Below are 15,091 nucleotides of genomic sequence, written 5' to 3'. Positions count from 1 at the left end.
AACCGCCGGTTCCGCGCTACCGCTCACTAGCGTTCGCTCATCCACTGGAAGACGCAAGCGTCTTCCAAGCAGTCGCTCGTCCCGTCTGCTCACGGCCGCTTCGCGGCCGTTCGCACGGTATGCGGGACCGGCGGTCCAGCACTACTCGCGACGACCTCGCGCAGTTTCGGGCCGCGGCTCACTGTCGTTCGCCACGGCACAGCGCGCGCCACCGCACTCGGGTGACCGGTCCGGATAGAACGTTCCGACCAAGTAGCAAGCCTGTCTCTCATGGCAAAACGTATCTGAAGAAGAGTATTCCAACAGCGCCTCTCGTTTCGCTCGCTCGAGTCCACGGATCGCTCTCAGCTCGAGTGTTCGTCCGCTCGTAGTCACTCGGATGCCTCGTCACGGAGGAGCACGATCCGAAAACGAGTGGATCGAGCGCGTTCAGAACTGTTTCGTTCGGCCCGCGGCCGACCACGGGTCGGTCGGCGCGTCGCGCGGGACGCGAACGGTGCGGTGTTGCTGTGCGCGAACCCGACCGGCGAACGCCCAGCGCCTGTCGTCCCACGTTTCTTCGCCATCAGCCGCCGCTGCGGCGGCCGCGAGCGCGTGATCGTGGAGATGCGCACCGATGGCGGCCGCGATGGCCGCGGCCTCGTCCGCTGCTGCATCGTCCGGCAGGTCGAGGGAAACGTCTGCGGGCAGCGCCGCTTCGAGCCCCGTCGAATCGTCGCTGTCGGCCGTCGCTGCGGTGTGCCCGTCGCCCTCGGCCCGTCCGCCGTCGTTGGTCGTCGTCTGTTGGCTGGTAGTCATCTGGCTACAGCGGGATGTTGCCGTGTTTCTTGTCGGGGTTTTGCTCGCGTTTGGTCTCGAGCATCTCGAGGTCGTCGATGAGCCGCGGTCGGGTTTCCGTGGGGACGATGACGTCGTCGAGGAAGCCCTTGTCCGTCGCGGTGTAGGGGTTGGCGAACTCCTCGCGGTACTCGTCGATGAGCTCGTCGCGGAGTTCGTCGGGGTTGTCGGCTTCGGCGAGTTCCTCGCGGTAGAGGATGTTGACTGCACCCTGTGGACCCATGACCGCGATCTCAGCGGTCGGCCAGGCGTAGTTGACGTCCGCGCCGAGGTTCTTCGAGGCCATGACGCAGTAGGCACCGCCGTAGGCTTTCCGGGTGATGACGGTCAGCAGCGGGACGGTCGCTTCCGCGTACGCGTAGAGAAGCTTTGCACCGTGACGGATGATCCCGCGGTGTTCCTGATCGGTGCCGGGCATGTAGCCGGGGACGTCGACGAAGGTGACGATCGGGATGTTAAAGGAGTCACAGAAGCGGATGAACCGCGAGCCCTTCATCGAGGCGTCGACGGTCAGCGTGCCGGCGTTGACGCGGGGCTGGTTTGCGACGAGGCCGACCGAGCGCCCGTCCAATCGGCCGAAGCCGACGACGATGTTCTTCGCGAAGTTGTCCGCAACCTCGAAGAACGAGCCCTCGTCGACGACGCTGTCGATGACGTCGGTCATGTCGTAGGGCTTCTGGGGACTCGGCGGAACGATGTCTTTGAGCTGGTCGTCGCGGCGGTCCGGGTCGTCCCACGGTTCGACGCGCGGCGGGTCCTCAACGTTGTTCTGCGGGAGATAGGAGAGGAGCCGTTTGATATCGTCGAGCGCCTGCTCCTCGGTCTCGCAGGCGAACTGGGCGACACCGGTCTTGTTGGAGTGGGTCATCGCACCGCCGAGTTCCTCGTGGGAGACCTCCTCGCCGGTGACGGTCTTGGTGACCCCGGGCCCGGTGATGTACATGTGGCTGGTGTCCTTGACCATGAAGATGAAGTCCGTGATCGCCGGGGAGTAGACCGCGCCGCCGGCACACGGCCCCATCGTCGCCGAAATCTGTGGGATGACGCCGCTGGCCTCCTGGTTTCGGCGGAAGATTTCGGTGTAGCCCGCGAGGCTCTTGACACCCTCCTGAATGCGAGCCCCGGCGGAGTCGTTGAGTCCGATGACCGGTGCGCCGACCTCCATCGCCATGTCCATGACCTTACAGACCTTCTCGGCGAAGACCTCGCCGAGCGAGCCGCCGAAGACGGTGAAGTCGTGGGCGAAGACGAACGTGGTCCGGCCGTTGACCTCGCCATAGCCCGTGACGACGCCGTCGCCGGGCACCTTCTTCTCTTCCATCCCGAACTGGCTCGTCTGGTGGGTCCGGAGCTGGTCGAACTCCGTAAAGGTTCCCTCGTCGAGGAAGTAGTCGATCCGCTCGCGGGCGGTCATCTTCCCCTTGTCGTGTTGCTTTTCGATTCGCGCCTCGCCACCGCCCTTGCGGGCCTCTTCGCGGAGTTCTTCGAGTTCCTCGATACGATCTTCCATCGTCATAGGTGAACCCTCCCGTGTCGACTCATTGCCCGGGGCAACGGTCACCTGAATAAAAAACGTTCTGTAACTCGTATTATTTCCCATGAGGGTTCGACCGTTCTCATACCGCACGGTCTCGAGTCAGTTCGGTCGAAAGACAGCGGAGCGGTGAGTTCCGGTTGAATCGTGGCGGTGTACAGTAGCTTTCAGTGGCTACGATAGTCGCCTCGAGCGGCACTTCGAAGCTCCCGCCCCGGTAACTTCTCTCATCGCAATCGGTAGCAGTGCCGACGGACATCGGACGGTCACGCGGCTTCAAACGCGGAGACGGTAATTGACGCTCGACAACAACATAGTAAATTCCACAATGGATAGTGGCAAAAATGTGTAATATGGGAAAAGAGTGGATATAGTCTCCAAATGTAAGGTTTTAAGGGGTAGAGACTGTCGTCTCAACTATGGCACAACGGGAATCATGGGCAACGAGAACAGGCTTCATCCTCGCTGCGGTCGGGAGCGCGGTGGGATTAGGAAACATCTGGCGGTTCCCCTATCAGGTGGGTGAACAGGGCGGTGCAGCGTTCCTGTTTATTTATCTCCTGTTGATCGTCGGGATCGGCTTTCCGGTAATCCTCGTTGAGTTTGTCGTCGGCCGAAATACGGAACGGAACCCCGTCGGCGCACTAAAACGGATCGGCAGCGGCGCGTGGACGAAAATCGGCTGGGTCTTCGTCACGGCCGGCTTCGTCATCCTCTCGTACTACAGCGTCGTTGCCGGCTGGACGATTCGGTACGTCCTGCTGGGACTTCAGGGAGAGTACACCGCTGATGCTGCGCCCGCACAGTTCGGCGAAGTCGCGAGCGGTCTCGACGCCGTCGTCCTGCACGCGATTTTCATGGCAGCCGTCATCGGAATCGTTGCGCTTGGAATCGAACGCGGGATCGAACTCTCGGTCAAGGTGATGGTTCCGGCCATCATCGTCATCTCGATCGGACTCGCCGCCTACGTCTTCACGCTCGACGGAGCCGCTGACGCGTACGCGTACTATCTCTCGCCGGAATTCAGCACTATCGCGGCCAACTGGACGACGATTCTCCCAGCGGCCGCTGCACAGGCCTTCTTTACGCTCTCGCTCGGGATGGGCGTGATGATTACTTACGCGTCCTACCTCGGGGAGGACCGAAACCTCGCATCGGACGCCGGTATCATCGCCGGCCTCGACACCTTCATCGCCTTCACCGCCGGGATGATCGCGTTCCCAATCCTGTTCGCCGCGGGAATCGAGCCCGGAGCGTCCGGCCCGGCGCTCATCTTCGTGAGCCTCGCCGCTGCGTTCGCCGAACTGCCGTTCGGCGGCATCCTCGGCGCGATCTTCTTCGCTACCGTCGCCATCGCCGCGCTCTCGAGTGCGATCAGTATCATGGAAGTCGTCGTCTCCTATCTGATCGACGAACGCGGCTTCGGCCGGGTTCCCGCGACTGTCGCGCTGGGCGTAGCCATTTTCCTCGTGGGAGTTCCGGCCGCGCTCGACCTCATCTTCGTCGACCTTTACGACGGCTTCGCGAACAGCATCTTACTCATGCTCGGTGGCCTCTTGCTTTCGATCTTCGTGGGCTGGGTCGTTCCCGACCTCGCGCTCGATGAAATCGGCAAAGGGATCAAAGACGTCGGATCGCTGGGTGTCGCGTGGCTCTGGTTCATCCGGATTCCGGTCGTCGTCGCGCTGGTTGCCCTGGTCGCGCTGAACGCGTGGGACTACTACGGGTTCCTCACTGGCCCCTTCTCCGACTGGCTGAGTGCGAATCTCTGACCGGTCACCGACACTCGCCTCGAATCAACCACCACCGCATTTTTTGAGCCCGCTTCGAGTCGGTCTCAGGCCTCGCCGTAGACCGGCACGGCTGCCCCGCTCGTCACCGCCGCGCCGTCGCTACAGAGGAAGGCCATCACGTCCGCAATCTCGAGCGGATCGACCCACGAGTCGTGGTCAGCGTCGGGCATCATCTCCCGGTTCATCGGCGTGTCGATCACGCTCGGCATGACGCAGTTCGCCCGCACCGTCCCGCGATTCTCCTCGGCGAGCGTCTCCGTCAGCAGCCGAATGCCGGCCTTCGTGATCCGGTAAGGGCCATCCCCCTCCCCGCCCTCGAGCGAGGACCGTGCGCTGATACTGACGATCGATCCCGTCGAGTCCTGGAGGTGGGGCAGGGCGTGTTTCGACGCGAGAAACGCCGTCTTCAGGTTGACGTCCAGCAGGAGGTCGAACTCCTCGAGATCGGTGTCCTCAACGTGATCGCCGCCGCGCCACGTTCCGGCGATGTTCAGCAGGTGATCGATCCGGCCGTGGTCGTCGGCGACGGATTCCATCAGTGCAGCCACGTCGTCCTCGTCGGTCAGGTCGGCCTCGTAGAACGCGAGGTCGGATTCTCCGTCGGGGTCGCGCTCGAGCAGGCTGTCCTCGTCGTCCGGCGCGATCACGTCCACGGCACAGACCGTCGCGCCCGCCTCGAGGAAGCGATCGACGGCAGCGCTGCCGAGCGCGCCGCTGGCACCGGTGATCACCGCAACGGTTCCGTCGAAGTCGACGTCGAACTCGGTTTGGACGGACATACCGAACAGTGTGCGGTCCGCTCGCATCAAAGGTGGGGGCGTTGACGATCATCCGGCGGCGGGTACCGGGCCGCCGTTACGAATGGCCCGTCGGCAGGGCCGCTCGGCGGAACCAGAACTCGGCGATCGCGTCCGCCATCTCGGCGTACTCCGTCGGCTCCGTCGGCTTCGTGAGGTACGCGTTGGCCGCGAGGTCGTAGCTCGCGCGAACGTCCGACAGGTTCGTCGATCGCGTCAACACGAGCACGGGGAGCCGTGCGAGTTCGGGCTCGGCCGTCACCGCCTCGAGGAACTCGAGACCGTCCATCTGCGGCAGGTCCAGATCCAACAGGATGAGGTCCGGAACGACCGGCGGCTCGCCGTCGCGGCCGGTGAGGAGCGAGAGCGCTTCCGCGCCGTCGCCAATGACGCGAATCGAGGACTCGATCGCCAACCCGGCGAACGCCTCGCGGGCGAGACGGATGTCATCGTCGTCGTCCTCGACGAGGAGCACGTCGATCGGCTCGTCGCGTTGACCGCTCATAGTACCGTTAGAGTTGGCATATAAATGTCCGATTCATGCAATGTAGTGATCTTCTTCACCTTGTCAAGGTATCCCGTTAAGGCTATTTGCTACACAATTTGGGACTCGTTCGGCGACGGTCGGTTCGACGGGGCGAGTGCGAGGCGTCGGTAGAATAACGTCGCCGAGTCTCGATGGATCGCCGTATGCGGCTCATCGCGCATCGAGGGTTCGCTGCGACCGCTCCCGAGAATACGATTAGTGCCGTTCGAGCCGCGGCCGACCGCGCCGACGCCGTCGAGTTCGACGTGCGACGCTGTGGCTCCGACGAACTCGTCGTCGTCCACGACGAGACGATCGACCGCGTCACCGACGGCACCGGGACCGTCGCGGACGCCGCCCTCGCGGACCTCTCCGCTCGCTCGGTGCACGGCTCCGGCGACGGAATTCCGACCCTCGCGGCGATGCTCGAGGCCCTCCCGCCGACCGTCGAGGCCCACATCGAACTCAAAGAATCCGGCATCGCCGCGGACGTCCTCGTTGCTCTCGAGGACGCGGCCCTCCCCAATCGCGTCGTCCTCACCTCGTTTCTGGTTTCCGAACTCCGGACGGTTCGCGACCGCGATCCGTGTCAACCGATCGGGCTCCTCGTCAGTCGGCACCTCGAGACGCCGATCACCACGGCGGTCGAACTCGACTGCGACGTCATCGGGGCGAGCTACTGGCGCTGTCTGGCGACACGCGTCGTGCCGCGAGCGACGGCGGTGGGACTCGAGGTCCACGCGTGGACGATCGAACGACGAGCGGTGGCGAAATTGCTCGCCCGCCGCGGCGTCGAGTACGTTGCGGCGGATCGACCGATCGACGTGTGACCGCTCGAGACGGGCGATCGACGCGTCGCGAGGAATCGATAGCACGGACGGCCCGCTCGCGGGCCGGTCGTTCGACGAGCGATCTCGACTGCGAGAGCGGTGGTTTCGAACGGTAGCGCAGAACGACCGGCCGACCGCCGAGGCTCGAGAAGTCCAGTTACGACGAATAGCGCGATCATCGAGATGTCACGACGACGCCCGCCACGATTACGGTTGCGAGGAACGAGAGGCCGCCGAGAAACAGCCAACCCGCGTTGTAGCCGACCGTATCGATCAGGTAGCCGAACACTGGTGGTGCGAAGAGTCCACCGACGGTGGCCGCGAGCTGACCGGCGGCCGAGGCGGCCCCGATCTCGTCGTCGGCGACGACGGTCGAGAGACAGGAATAATACAGCCCCGTCGAACCGAGCGCGAAGACGCCGAGCACTGAAAAGACGATACCTGCCCCGAACGGCGTCTCGATGACCGGAACAACGAAAAAGAGAACGCCGCCACCGACGGTCTGAACGAGCAGAATCGAAAGCGTTGTACCGCGTGAATTCCCCGGGAGGGTGTCAGCGAACCAGCCCGCAACGATTTTCCCGACGCTGCTGGACACTTGCACCATCGCCAGCACGATTCCACCGGTCGCAACTGTCGCGCCGACGGATTCCTCGACGTAGAGGATCGTGTACCCGGTCGTCGTGTAAAACCCCGCTCCGATACAGATTCCTGCGGCCGTGAGAAGCAGGTAGGATCGATTCGTCGCTAGCCCTCGAAAATCCGGGTACGTCGCTGCGGCCCCACTGGTGCCCGAATACGTGAGATAAAAGAACGCGGCGACAGCGACGCCGACGGCTGCAGCGACGAGAAATCCCGTTTGCCAGACGGCGACACCGACCAGCCCCGTTACTAGAACGGCGCTGATCGCGCTTCCGATGGTCGGCCCGATCTGCTTGATTCCGATCGCTCGGTGCTGCCACGCGGGTTCGACGTTGTCGAAGATCGCTTTATTGGTCCCCGGTGTCGCGGTGCCGTACATCGACCCGAGGAGAAACGCTGCGACGAGTAACAGCCCGTAGGTCGGCGCGACCGCGATAAGAACCGCGCCAACTGCGAGTCCAACCAAGCCAATCGTCAGCGTTCGGTGTTCGCCGAACCGATCGGTGAGAACCCCGATGGGGAGGAGAAAGACAGCGTATCCGAGCGTCAGAGCCGTGATGACGAATCCGACGGTCGTTCCACTGAGCGAGAAGGTATCCCGGAAGAACGGCGTTCCGGCATAGACGGCATAGTAGCAAATACTGGCCGCAACGTGCCAGATCGTTATCTGTGAAACGAGTCTCCGGCCGCCCTTTGTCACAGTTTTGATATAGTCAGAGGTGTATTAAGTACTATCGACGGGGAGATCGATCGAGTCGCTCTCTCGATAGTAGCCACTGAACGTCACTGCACACCTAATCGCATAACGACGTTGCGATTAGTGTGTAATTCGTTTCAGTGGCTACTATAGTCGCCGACGGTCGTCACTGACACCGTCCGCGTTCGCGGGCCGTCGCACTCCACGAACAACACCGACTGCCACGTCCCCAGCGCTAACTCCCCGTCCTCGACTGGAACCGTCACGTCCGGACTGATCAGCGCGGCCCGCAGATGCGAGTCCGCATTGCCGTCCAGTTCGTCGTGTGCATGCCCCTCGTCCGGAACGAGATCCCGCAGGAACGACTCGAGGTCGCCGCGAAGCCGCGATTCGTTTTCCTGGACGACGAGGCCGGCCGTCGTGTGCTCGACGAAGGCCGTACAGGTCCCCGACTCGAGGTCGTCAGGAACGGCCGCCGCGATGCGCTCGGTCACGTCAACGGTCGTCAGCCGCGACTCGGTTTCGACGGAAAACCCCATGCGCGAGTGGTCGACCGCGAGGATAGATTGCGTTTCGGTCCGCACCGACGAACGACAGGCCCTTACGAAAGTTGCCGCGTGGCCCACGCGGCCCGGTCACGCACGTTCGGAGCCGGGTCCTCGCTCGCGAGGGTTCGCAGATACGGGGCGGCCGCGTCGACGCGACCGTGACCGAGCGCGACGCAGGCGTTCGCCCGCACGTGCGGGTAGTCGTCCGCGAGTAACTCGAGTAACTGGCCGCGAACCGGGTCGACGGCGGTTTCGACGCCGGCGACGACGCGGCTGACCGCGACCGCCGCGATCGCGCGAGTGTCAGGATCGTCGCAGGACAGCGCCGCCCCGAGTTCGGCGCACACCGGCTCGACCGCGGTGGGATCGCGGCGGGCCACGTCGCCGAGACAGCCGATCGCGTCGTATCGCAACGACGCGTCGTCGTGATCCGCGAGCGCGGCGGCCTGTGCGACGAACTCGAGGGAGGGCAACGCGGCGTCGGAGCGCGCCAGTCGACCGAGCGCTCGGAGCGCGGGCGGCCCGTTTTCGACCGGGTCCGCCGCCAGCGCATCGATAAGAACCGATGCGGCCGGTTCGATCGCGGTCGGGTCCTCCCGGGAGACGTGTGCGAGTATACGAATCCCCCACCGATCGGAGCCGTTTCGCCGCTCGAGCACCTCGGTGATCGCTGCCGCGTGCTCGACCAGCACGTCCGGCCGCTCGGCCGCGACGGTGGCGAGACACCGGAGTAGGTCCTCCACCATCGGCTCGTCGGCGTTCCCAACGGCGACGGCGACGATCGATCCGGTTGACGGCGCGACATCGGTCGGCGCTTGGGCTGCCAGATCGGCGAGACAGGCGGCGATATCGTCGCGAAAATCGATCGCTGGCCGCTCGAGCAGCGCCCGGAGCTTCGGAACCGTCGGGACGTACGCTGCCGCCTGGCTGCGCTCGTCGATCGCAGTGCGGATTCGGCGGACTGCGGCCCGTTGTTCGGCCGGTTCCTGCTCGTCGAGTTGTGCAAGTACCGACGGGAGGTCGATCCCGGCGGCCCCCCGGCCCCGAGGCTCGACGGCCTCACCCCATTCCCCATCCATCGTCTCCTGCATTGGAGATGGTCTATAAAAGCATTCTGGCCGAATGGCGGGGAAATAGCCTTTGTTCGGGCGGTACAGCGTCGAATTACGGGTTTCTCGGATTTGAACTATCGGCGCTCGAGACCGAACACAGGTCGTTCGGGCTCGACGTATCGGTCGCTCGAGTCACGAAACGGGCATCGAGCGTCCCTAGGCGAGCCACTCCTCGGGCTTGGTGTCGTAGTCGACGTCGTCGGCCGCGAGATGTTCGACCTCCTCCCACGGCACGTCCTCTGTCGTCATCGTCTCGCCGTTGTACCGGATCAGTTTGCCCTGCTCTTCGGGTTCGGGCTCACGATTCCTTCGCTTGGCGACCTCGATGTCGTGCTCGTCGATCTCCTTGACGATCGTCAACAGGTTCACCGGCCGCCCCCACAGCTCGAAGATCCGCTTGAGGGTCTCCTTGGCCTGCCCCAGATCGAGCATAACGCCATTGTACTGGTGGCCCAGCAGGAGTTCGTTCGCGTTATTGTAGTTGCCGTCGTAGACCGCGATCGTCGGCTTCCCGAAGTTGGTGAACTGCAGGAGGAGCTTCTTCTTGACGTCTTCTGCGGCGTCACTGGCGACGTGGAACTGCCCGGTCGCCTGCGAGTGCTCGTAGGTGAAGTAGTTGTTCTCCGTGATGAACTCCTGGGTCAGGAACTCGTCGAGGAAGGTCACGTCGTTGTGGCTCTCCCGCACGTCGAACAGCCGATCCCAGCCGGCAGCGAAGTCGACATCTTCGAGTGCCTCTGCGACCGACGAATAGCGGGCGTCGTCGAACAGGTAGCGGCCGATCCGCTCGAGTTCATTCTGCGTGACCCGCGCGAGGAAGCCGCGGTTCTGGCGCTTGACCAGCGAGTAGTGTCGGCGAGCGACGCCCTCGTATGTCAACACCTTCCAGGGGTATTTCGACACGTCGATCTCACCGTCTCGCGCCCGCTCGAGCGCCTCGCGGTCGACCCACTCGTCGGGCACCGCCTCGAGCGAGTCCAGCGTCGCGGGCGTAATCGTCTCGATAGCCGCCGGCGGCTCGAGGCCGTCGAGAACCTCGTCGAAGTCGACGACCTCGGTGAGGTTCCGCCAGGAGACGCCCTCGACACGCAGGAGAGCCTCGAGGACCTCCCGTCGGTTGGTCGTGTTCTCGACGTACTCCCAGAGCTCCATTCCGAGGCTGTAGGGGTTGAGGCCGCCCGACGCCAGGACTTTGGCCATGTGGTCGGCGTAGTTGAGGAACTCGTCGTCGCCGGCGAAGGCCTCGTCGGTCATCATCGTCGACTCCCAGTAGGCGGCCCACCCCTCGTTCATCACCTTCGTCATCTTCTGGGCGGCGAAGTAGTACGCCTCCGCACGCATCATATCGAGGATGTCGCGTTGCCACTCCGTCATCTCGACGCCCCGGCCGGCGTCCGCGTCGTACTGCTTGCCGTGCTCGCGGACGAACGCCAGCACGTCCTTCTGTGGCTCCTCGGGGAAGTTCACCGCGACGTCCTCGCCCTCGAGCTTCTCGACCCATGCCTCGTCGAACACCTCGCCTTTGATCTCGTCGGAGAGCTCGAGTTCATCTAACTTCTCGGCTAGGTCCTCGTCGAGTTCCTCGTGGGCCGGCCCGTCGATGTCGAGCCGGCGGCTGAACACCTGATGCTGGTCGATGTTGTCCTCGAGGCTCAAGCAGTGATCGATCCACTTCTCGACCTCGGCGCGGTCGATGTCGGGATCGGACATGTACTCGTCGATGGCTCGCGCGTGGCGCTCAAGCATGGCCGCGGCGTTGACCTGATCCTTATCGGCGCGGCCGCTGGTGAACATGCCGAACCAGTCGTTGTTCGCGAAGAAGTCCGAGTGGGCTTCGACGTGGGTGATGACCGCCTTCTGGTCGGCGATCGTGTTCGACTCCTGCAGGAACGCGTGAGCCGGGTTGTCGTTGTTGACGATCTCGAAGGCCTTCCCGCCGCCGTACTGGCCCTGCTTTTGTTGCTTATCGTACTGCATGCCCCACCGCCAGTGCGGATAGCGGCTCTGAAACCCGCCGTACGCGATGAGCTCGTTCATCTCGTCGTAGTCGATGATCCAGTACTTCACCGGGTAGGGCTCGAGGCCGAGTTTCTCGGCCAGGTTTCTGGCCTCCTCGACCGGTTCCTCGAGATCGCTGGCGATCGCCTGTTTGCGGAATCTGTCCGAATTACTCATTGTCATCACTCTCCGTGGAGAGGATCTCGTAGATCGCGTCGGTCACGTCCGCCTCGTCGTTGACGTACGCCACCGCGACATCCTCGGCGTCGGTACCGAAGTGGCGCTCGAGCTCCTCTGCGTGGGTGGCGTTGATCGCGTTCCCGCTGGGCTGGGTCTCCACGTAGGCGTGGAGGTTCGCCGGGATCTGCTCCATCAGGGGGATCACGCGCTCGCCGGTGTCGTTCGAGGAGTTCTCCGAGTCGCCGGCCGCGAAGACGTACCGGTTCCAGTCGCTCCAGGGGTACTCCTCGAGCAGCTGGTTGGCGAGTTCGTATGCGCTCGAGATCTTCGTGCCGCCGCCGCTCCGGATGCCGAAGAACTCGTCGCGCTCGACCTCCCAGGCGTCGGCGTCGTGGGCGATGTAGACGAACTCGGCGTTGTCGTACTTCCCCTGCAGGTACCAGTCCAGCGGGGTAAAGGTCCGCTCGACGAGTTCGCGCTTTTTCTCGCGCATCGAGCCGGAGACGTCGCGGATGTTGACGACCACGACGTTCTTTTCTTTCTCCTCGATGATCTCGGGGTGGCGGTAGCGCTCGTCCTCGCGGCGGAAGGGGACGTGTTGGATCCCCTCGCGGCGGATCTTCTGCTGGACGCTCTCGCGCTCGACCTCGTTTTCAACCTCCTCGATCGAGGTCCATTTGCCGCGTTCCTCCTCGGGGATGTTGCTGTAGGCCTCTTCGACCCACGCCATCGACACCGGCAGGCTCTCGCCGCGGGCCCACTCGAAGACGTCGCGCGGCTCGATCCCCTCGACCTTGCACAGCTCCTGCAGGAACTCTTCGTCGAAGTCCATCGCGAGCTTGCGCTTGAGCCCCTCCTTGAACATCCGCTCGAAGTCGAGCGTGCTGTTCGGACCGGAGCGGGTGAGGTCGGTGAACGGGCCTTCCTTTTCCTCGACGACTTTCTTTCCCTTCGGATCGAGGTCGAGGCCAAGCTCCTCGTCGAGCTCTTCGGCGAACTCCTCGGGGTCCATCTCGTAGTACTCGTGGTCGCCGCCCTCCTCGCCGGGATCGCCGTCCTCGCCGTCGTCGTCGCCCGGTTGTGGCTGGGGCTGGCCGACCGGCTGGCCGGTGTCGGGCGTGCCGTCCTCGCCCTGTCCGACGCCGCCCTTGTCGTGCTGGTCGTACTCGAACTCCGGCAGCGAGACGATCTTCACCGGAATGTTAATCTCGCCGGGCCGGCTCTGGCCGAGGTCACCGTACTGGATGAAGTCAGCGAGGTCCTCGCGGCGCTCCTCGCCGACTTCGCGGAATCGATCGAGGTCGTCTCTCAGTCCCATCTGTAGCTCACCTGTCCCATGACGTGTCTGCTGGTCAGTTCGGCCGACGCCTCGGTGTAACCGAAGAGGTCGACCATCGTCGCGATCGTGCTCTCCTTGACCGCTTCTGTCTCGGTCCCGCCGGGCGGATCGCTCCACTGTCGCGGGTCGAAGTCCTCGAAGGTCCGCTCGACGTCGTCCCAGTCGTGGCTCTCGAGGACGGTCTTGATCACCGGGATCGCCGTGAGGTCGACGTCCTCGACGGAGAAGTCCTCGTTGCGGTGCTCCCAGGCGTGGCGGTTCAGGGAGGTGATGACCTTCTCGCGTCTGAAGTTCCGGACGCTTTCGCGGGGGAGGTTCCCCTCGTATTCGGACTCGGAGAACCGACCGAGGTGCTCGATCTCGAAGAGCTTCATCGTCAGCGGGTCGGGCTCGACGCGCTCGCCGCGGTCGTTGTACAGCGGCTCCTCGGTCTCCCAGGCGTAGACGTGTTCGACGTACTCGGCGACGGTCTCCTCGTCGACGCGTTTGTCGTGCATGATGGCCTCGATGACGTCCGACTCCTGCTGGTCGTAGATGTAGTTCTTCACAGGGACGACGCGGTTCTCGAACTCCGAGCGCTCGCCAGTCGAGAAGACCGGCGCGTCGGCCAGCCCCTCGACCATGGCGTTCAACACGTCGCGGGGCATGACGACGTCCTCGACCGGCAGCTCCGCGTGGTGGCGCTCGAGGTCCGCCTGGAGCAGTTCGGCGAGCGTGTCCCGCGTGTACGTGACCGGAATCCCGTGGTCGCCGTCGTTGCCGTCGTCGTCGAAGTCGAACTCGTCTTTCTCCCGACGAGTGTCCCCCTCCTGGAGGTAGCCCTGATCGTAGATCCGGGCCTTGTCGACCAGATCGAGCCCGTTCGGGAGGTTCTCCTCGTCCAGTCGCGTGACGACCGCGTACAGCGCGGCCGCCTCGATTGCGTGGGGTGCGAACTCCTGGGGTCGTGTGCGGCCGTCCTGTCCTTTGACCGTCACCGTCACCGGCGCGCGGATCCGATCCTCGAGTTCGTCGTAGCTCTCGGCCTCCCAGACCGAGGTCTCGTTGGTCAGCTCGCGGCGGATCAGCTCCGTCTCGAGGCTCAGGTTCGTCAGGTAGCCAAAGCGGTGTTTGTCCAGCCGGCGCTTCAGGGCCTTCAGCGGGTCCATGCCGTTGCGATCCGAGTGCTGGTTGAGCTGGGCCTCCAGATCGGGGTTGGAGATGATCAGCAGCTGGGAGTCGACGTCCATCCCGATCCCCTTGTCGAGCTTCACCGACTGCTCGTCGGGGACGTTCAGCAGTTTCTGGAGGAGATCGGCGTGCTGAGCGGCATCCTCGACGATGGTGAGGACGCTATTGCCCTGCGAGAGCACGCCGTCGTAGCTGAAGGCCTGCGGGTTCTTCCGGCCCCGCGAGTCCAGTTCCTGGAGCATGCCGTGCATCCACGAGCCGACGAGGCGCTCCTTGGGCGGACCGTCGTCTTCCGAGTGGAGGACGCCGACGCCCTGGCCCACGTCGACGACGTAGTTCTTCACGCGGAGGTGGTCCTCGTCCGTGATCGCCGAGAACAGTTCCTCCTCGCCCTCCCGGCGGTAGCGCTCCTCGAGGAAGTCGTACGCCTCCCGGGAGAACGGGTCGAGTTGCGCGTCGACCTGCACGGGAACGTGATCGTCGAGTTCCGCGTTGAGTCGCTCGAGCAGGTCCTCGCGGACGTTCTCGGGGAACACCGACAGTGGGTGGGCCTGCACCGGGCTCTCGTACCAGTTCTGTTCGTCTCCGGCGCTGGCGTCGCCGCCGTAGCTCAGGCCGCGCTCGCCGGCGTCGGCGGTCGAGATGTTCCACTCGACGGTGTAGCGGCGGCCGTCCGGCGTCTTCGAGTACTCGCGCAGCCCGTTGACCAGACACCGCTTGAGTTCCGATTTTCCGGTCGCCGTGGGTCCCTCGAACCAGATGATCTTCTCGTCTTTCGCCCGACCGGCGGCGATCGACCGCAGATCGTCGACGAACCCGTTGAGCACCTCGGTGTTGCCGAGGATCGCGTGCTCGCCGTCGTTGTGCGGATCGTCGAAGAAGCGGTAACGCTCCTTCTCCTCGCCCTCCTCGACGACGGTCCGGGTGCCTGCTGCCTCGATCGCCTCGAGTAGGTACTTCGAGGCGTGGGAGGCGATCGAGGGGTTCTCGAAGATGCGGTCGACGTACGCCGCGAGGTGCATCGGCTCCTCGTAGGTCTCCTCGAGGGCGCGGTCAGCGTCGCTGACGTAGTCGGTTCCTCGTGCCAT

12 protein-coding genes are annotated in these 15,091 nt (G+C 64.1%); 2 read left to right on the top strand and 10 right to left on the bottom strand.

Going from position 1 to position 15,091, the window contains the following annotated elements; translation table 11 throughout:
- Positions 1–429 precede the first annotated feature (429 nt).
- The gene (locus tag ACEWFR_RS09270; RefSeq protein WP_374060748.1) at positions 430–798 is read right to left on the bottom strand and encodes a hypothetical protein; all 369 of its coding nucleotides are present in this window, start codon (positions 796–798) and stop codon (positions 430–432) included.
- Positions 799–802: 4 nt separating this feature from the next.
- Complete coding sequence (locus tag ACEWFR_RS09265) at positions 803–2,347, bottom strand: acyl-CoA carboxylase subunit beta (RefSeq protein ID WP_374060755.1); 1,545 nt, start codon at positions 2,345–2,347, stop codon at positions 803–805.
- Between the two features lie 443 nt (positions 2,348–2,790).
- On the opposite strand from ACEWFR_RS09265, the gene ACEWFR_RS09260 reads away from it, so the two are divergent.
- Positions 2,791–4,143 carry a sodium-dependent transporter gene (locus ACEWFR_RS09260; protein WP_374060747.1) on the top strand — a complete coding sequence of 451 codons (1,353 nt, stop codon included), beginning with the start codon at positions 2,791–2,793 and terminating at the stop codon, positions 4,141–4,143.
- A 65-nt stretch (positions 4,144–4,208) separates the two neighbouring features.
- Here the strand turns inward: ACEWFR_RS09260 and ACEWFR_RS09255 are convergent, their stop codons facing one another.
- Both ACEWFR_RS09255 and ACEWFR_RS09250 read right to left on the bottom strand, forming a co-directional pair.
- Complete coding sequence (locus ACEWFR_RS09255; RefSeq protein ID WP_374060746.1) at positions 4,209–4,943, bottom strand: SDR family oxidoreductase; 735 nt, start codon at positions 4,941–4,943, stop codon at positions 4,209–4,211.
- A gap of 76 nt (positions 4,944–5,019) precedes the next feature.
- Positions 5,020–5,466: a response regulator gene (locus ACEWFR_RS09250; protein WP_374060745.1), complete on the bottom strand. Its 447-nt coding sequence runs from the start codon at positions 5,464–5,466 to the stop codon at positions 5,020–5,022.
- 185 nt (positions 5,467–5,651) lie between these two features.
- Here ACEWFR_RS09250 and ACEWFR_RS09245 point away from each other — a divergent pair, with 185 nt between their 5' ends.
- Positions 5,652–6,317, top strand: coding sequence for a glycerophosphodiester phosphodiesterase (locus ACEWFR_RS09245; protein WP_374060744.1), 666 nt, complete (start codon positions 5,652–5,654; stop codon positions 6,315–6,317).
- Positions 6,318–6,492: 175 nt separating this feature from the next.
- Here the strand turns inward: ACEWFR_RS09245 and ACEWFR_RS09240 are convergent, their stop codons facing one another.
- From ACEWFR_RS09240 to ACEWFR_RS09215, 6 genes are all read right to left on the bottom strand, one after another.
- The gene (locus ACEWFR_RS09240) at positions 6,493–7,659 is read right to left on the bottom strand and encodes an MFS transporter (RefSeq protein ID WP_374060743.1); all 1,167 of its coding nucleotides are present in this window, start codon (positions 7,657–7,659) and stop codon (positions 6,493–6,495) included.
- 134 nt (positions 7,660–7,793) lie between these two features.
- Positions 7,794–8,195, bottom strand: a complete 402-nt coding sequence (locus ACEWFR_RS09235; RefSeq protein WP_374060742.1) for a secondary thiamine-phosphate synthase enzyme YjbQ — start codon at positions 8,193–8,195, stop codon at positions 7,794–7,796.
- Between the two features lie 62 nt (positions 8,196–8,257).
- Positions 8,258–9,283, bottom strand: a complete 1,026-nt coding sequence (locus ACEWFR_RS09230) for a HEAT repeat domain-containing protein (protein WP_374060741.1) — start codon at positions 9,281–9,283, stop codon at positions 8,258–8,260.
- A gap of 189 nt (positions 9,284–9,472) precedes the next feature.
- The gene (locus ACEWFR_RS09225) at positions 9,473–11,491 is read right to left on the bottom strand and encodes a SpoVR family protein (RefSeq protein ID WP_374060740.1); all 2,019 of its coding nucleotides are present in this window, start codon (positions 11,489–11,491) and stop codon (positions 9,473–9,475) included.
- Positions 11,484–12,812 carry a YeaH/YhbH family protein gene (locus ACEWFR_RS09220; RefSeq protein ID WP_374060739.1) on the bottom strand — a complete coding sequence of 443 codons (1,329 nt, stop codon included), beginning with the start codon at positions 12,810–12,812 and terminating at the stop codon, positions 11,484–11,486. Before ACEWFR_RS09220 ends, ACEWFR_RS09225 begins: the two co-directional genes overlap by 8 nt.
- Positions 12,803–15,091: a PrkA family serine protein kinase gene (locus ACEWFR_RS09215; protein ID WP_374060738.1), complete on the bottom strand. Its 2,289-nt coding sequence runs from the start codon at positions 15,089–15,091 to the stop codon at positions 12,803–12,805. The genes ACEWFR_RS09220 and ACEWFR_RS09215 overlap by 10 nt, the downstream gene beginning before the upstream one ends.

Source organism: Natrinema sp. H-ect4, from assembly GCF_041894845.1.
Taxonomy (GTDB): domain Archaea; phylum Halobacteriota; class Halobacteria; order Halobacteriales; family Natrialbaceae; genus Natrinema.
The sequence above is the reverse complement of the archived record's forward strand: the minus strand, read 5'-3'. Positions and strand labels throughout refer to the sequence as shown.

Coding starts and splice junctions, on each gene's coding strand:
- ACEWFR_RS09265 (WP_374060755.1), bottom strand. CDS start 2,347: ATGGAAGATCGTATCGAGGAACTCGAAGAACTCCGCGAAGAGGCCCGC.
- ACEWFR_RS09235 (WP_374060742.1), bottom strand. CDS start 8,195: ATGGGGTTTTCCGTCGAAACCGAGTCGCGGCTGACGACCGTTGACGTG.
- ACEWFR_RS09245 (WP_374060744.1), top strand. CDS start 5,652: ATGCGGCTCATCGCGCATCGAGGGTTCGCTGCGACCGCTCCCGAGAAT.
- ACEWFR_RS09215 (WP_374060738.1), bottom strand. CDS start 15,091: ATGGCACGAGGAACCGACTACGTCAGCGACGCTGACCGCGCCCTCGAG.
- ACEWFR_RS09220 (WP_374060739.1), bottom strand. CDS start 12,812: ATGGGACTGAGAGACGACCTCGATCGATTCCGCGAAGTCGGCGAGGAG.
- ACEWFR_RS09225 (WP_374060740.1), bottom strand. CDS start 11,491: ATGAGTAATTCGGACAGATTCCGCAAACAGGCGATCGCCAGCGATCTC.
- ACEWFR_RS09270 (WP_374060748.1), bottom strand. CDS start 798: ATGACTACCAGCCAACAGACGACGACCAACGACGGCGGACGGGCCGAG.
- ACEWFR_RS09255 (WP_374060746.1), bottom strand. CDS start 4,943: ATGTCCGTCCAAACCGAGTTCGACGTCGACTTCGACGGAACCGTTGCG.
- ACEWFR_RS09250 (WP_374060745.1), bottom strand. CDS start 5,466: ATGAGCGGTCAACGCGACGAGCCGATCGACGTGCTCCTCGTCGAGGAC.
- ACEWFR_RS09260 (WP_374060747.1), top strand. CDS start 2,791: ATGGCACAACGGGAATCATGGGCAACGAGAACAGGCTTCATCCTCGCT.
- ACEWFR_RS09230 (WP_374060741.1), bottom strand. CDS start 9,283: ATGGATGGGGAATGGGGTGAGGCCGTCGAGCCTCGGGGCCGGGGGGCC.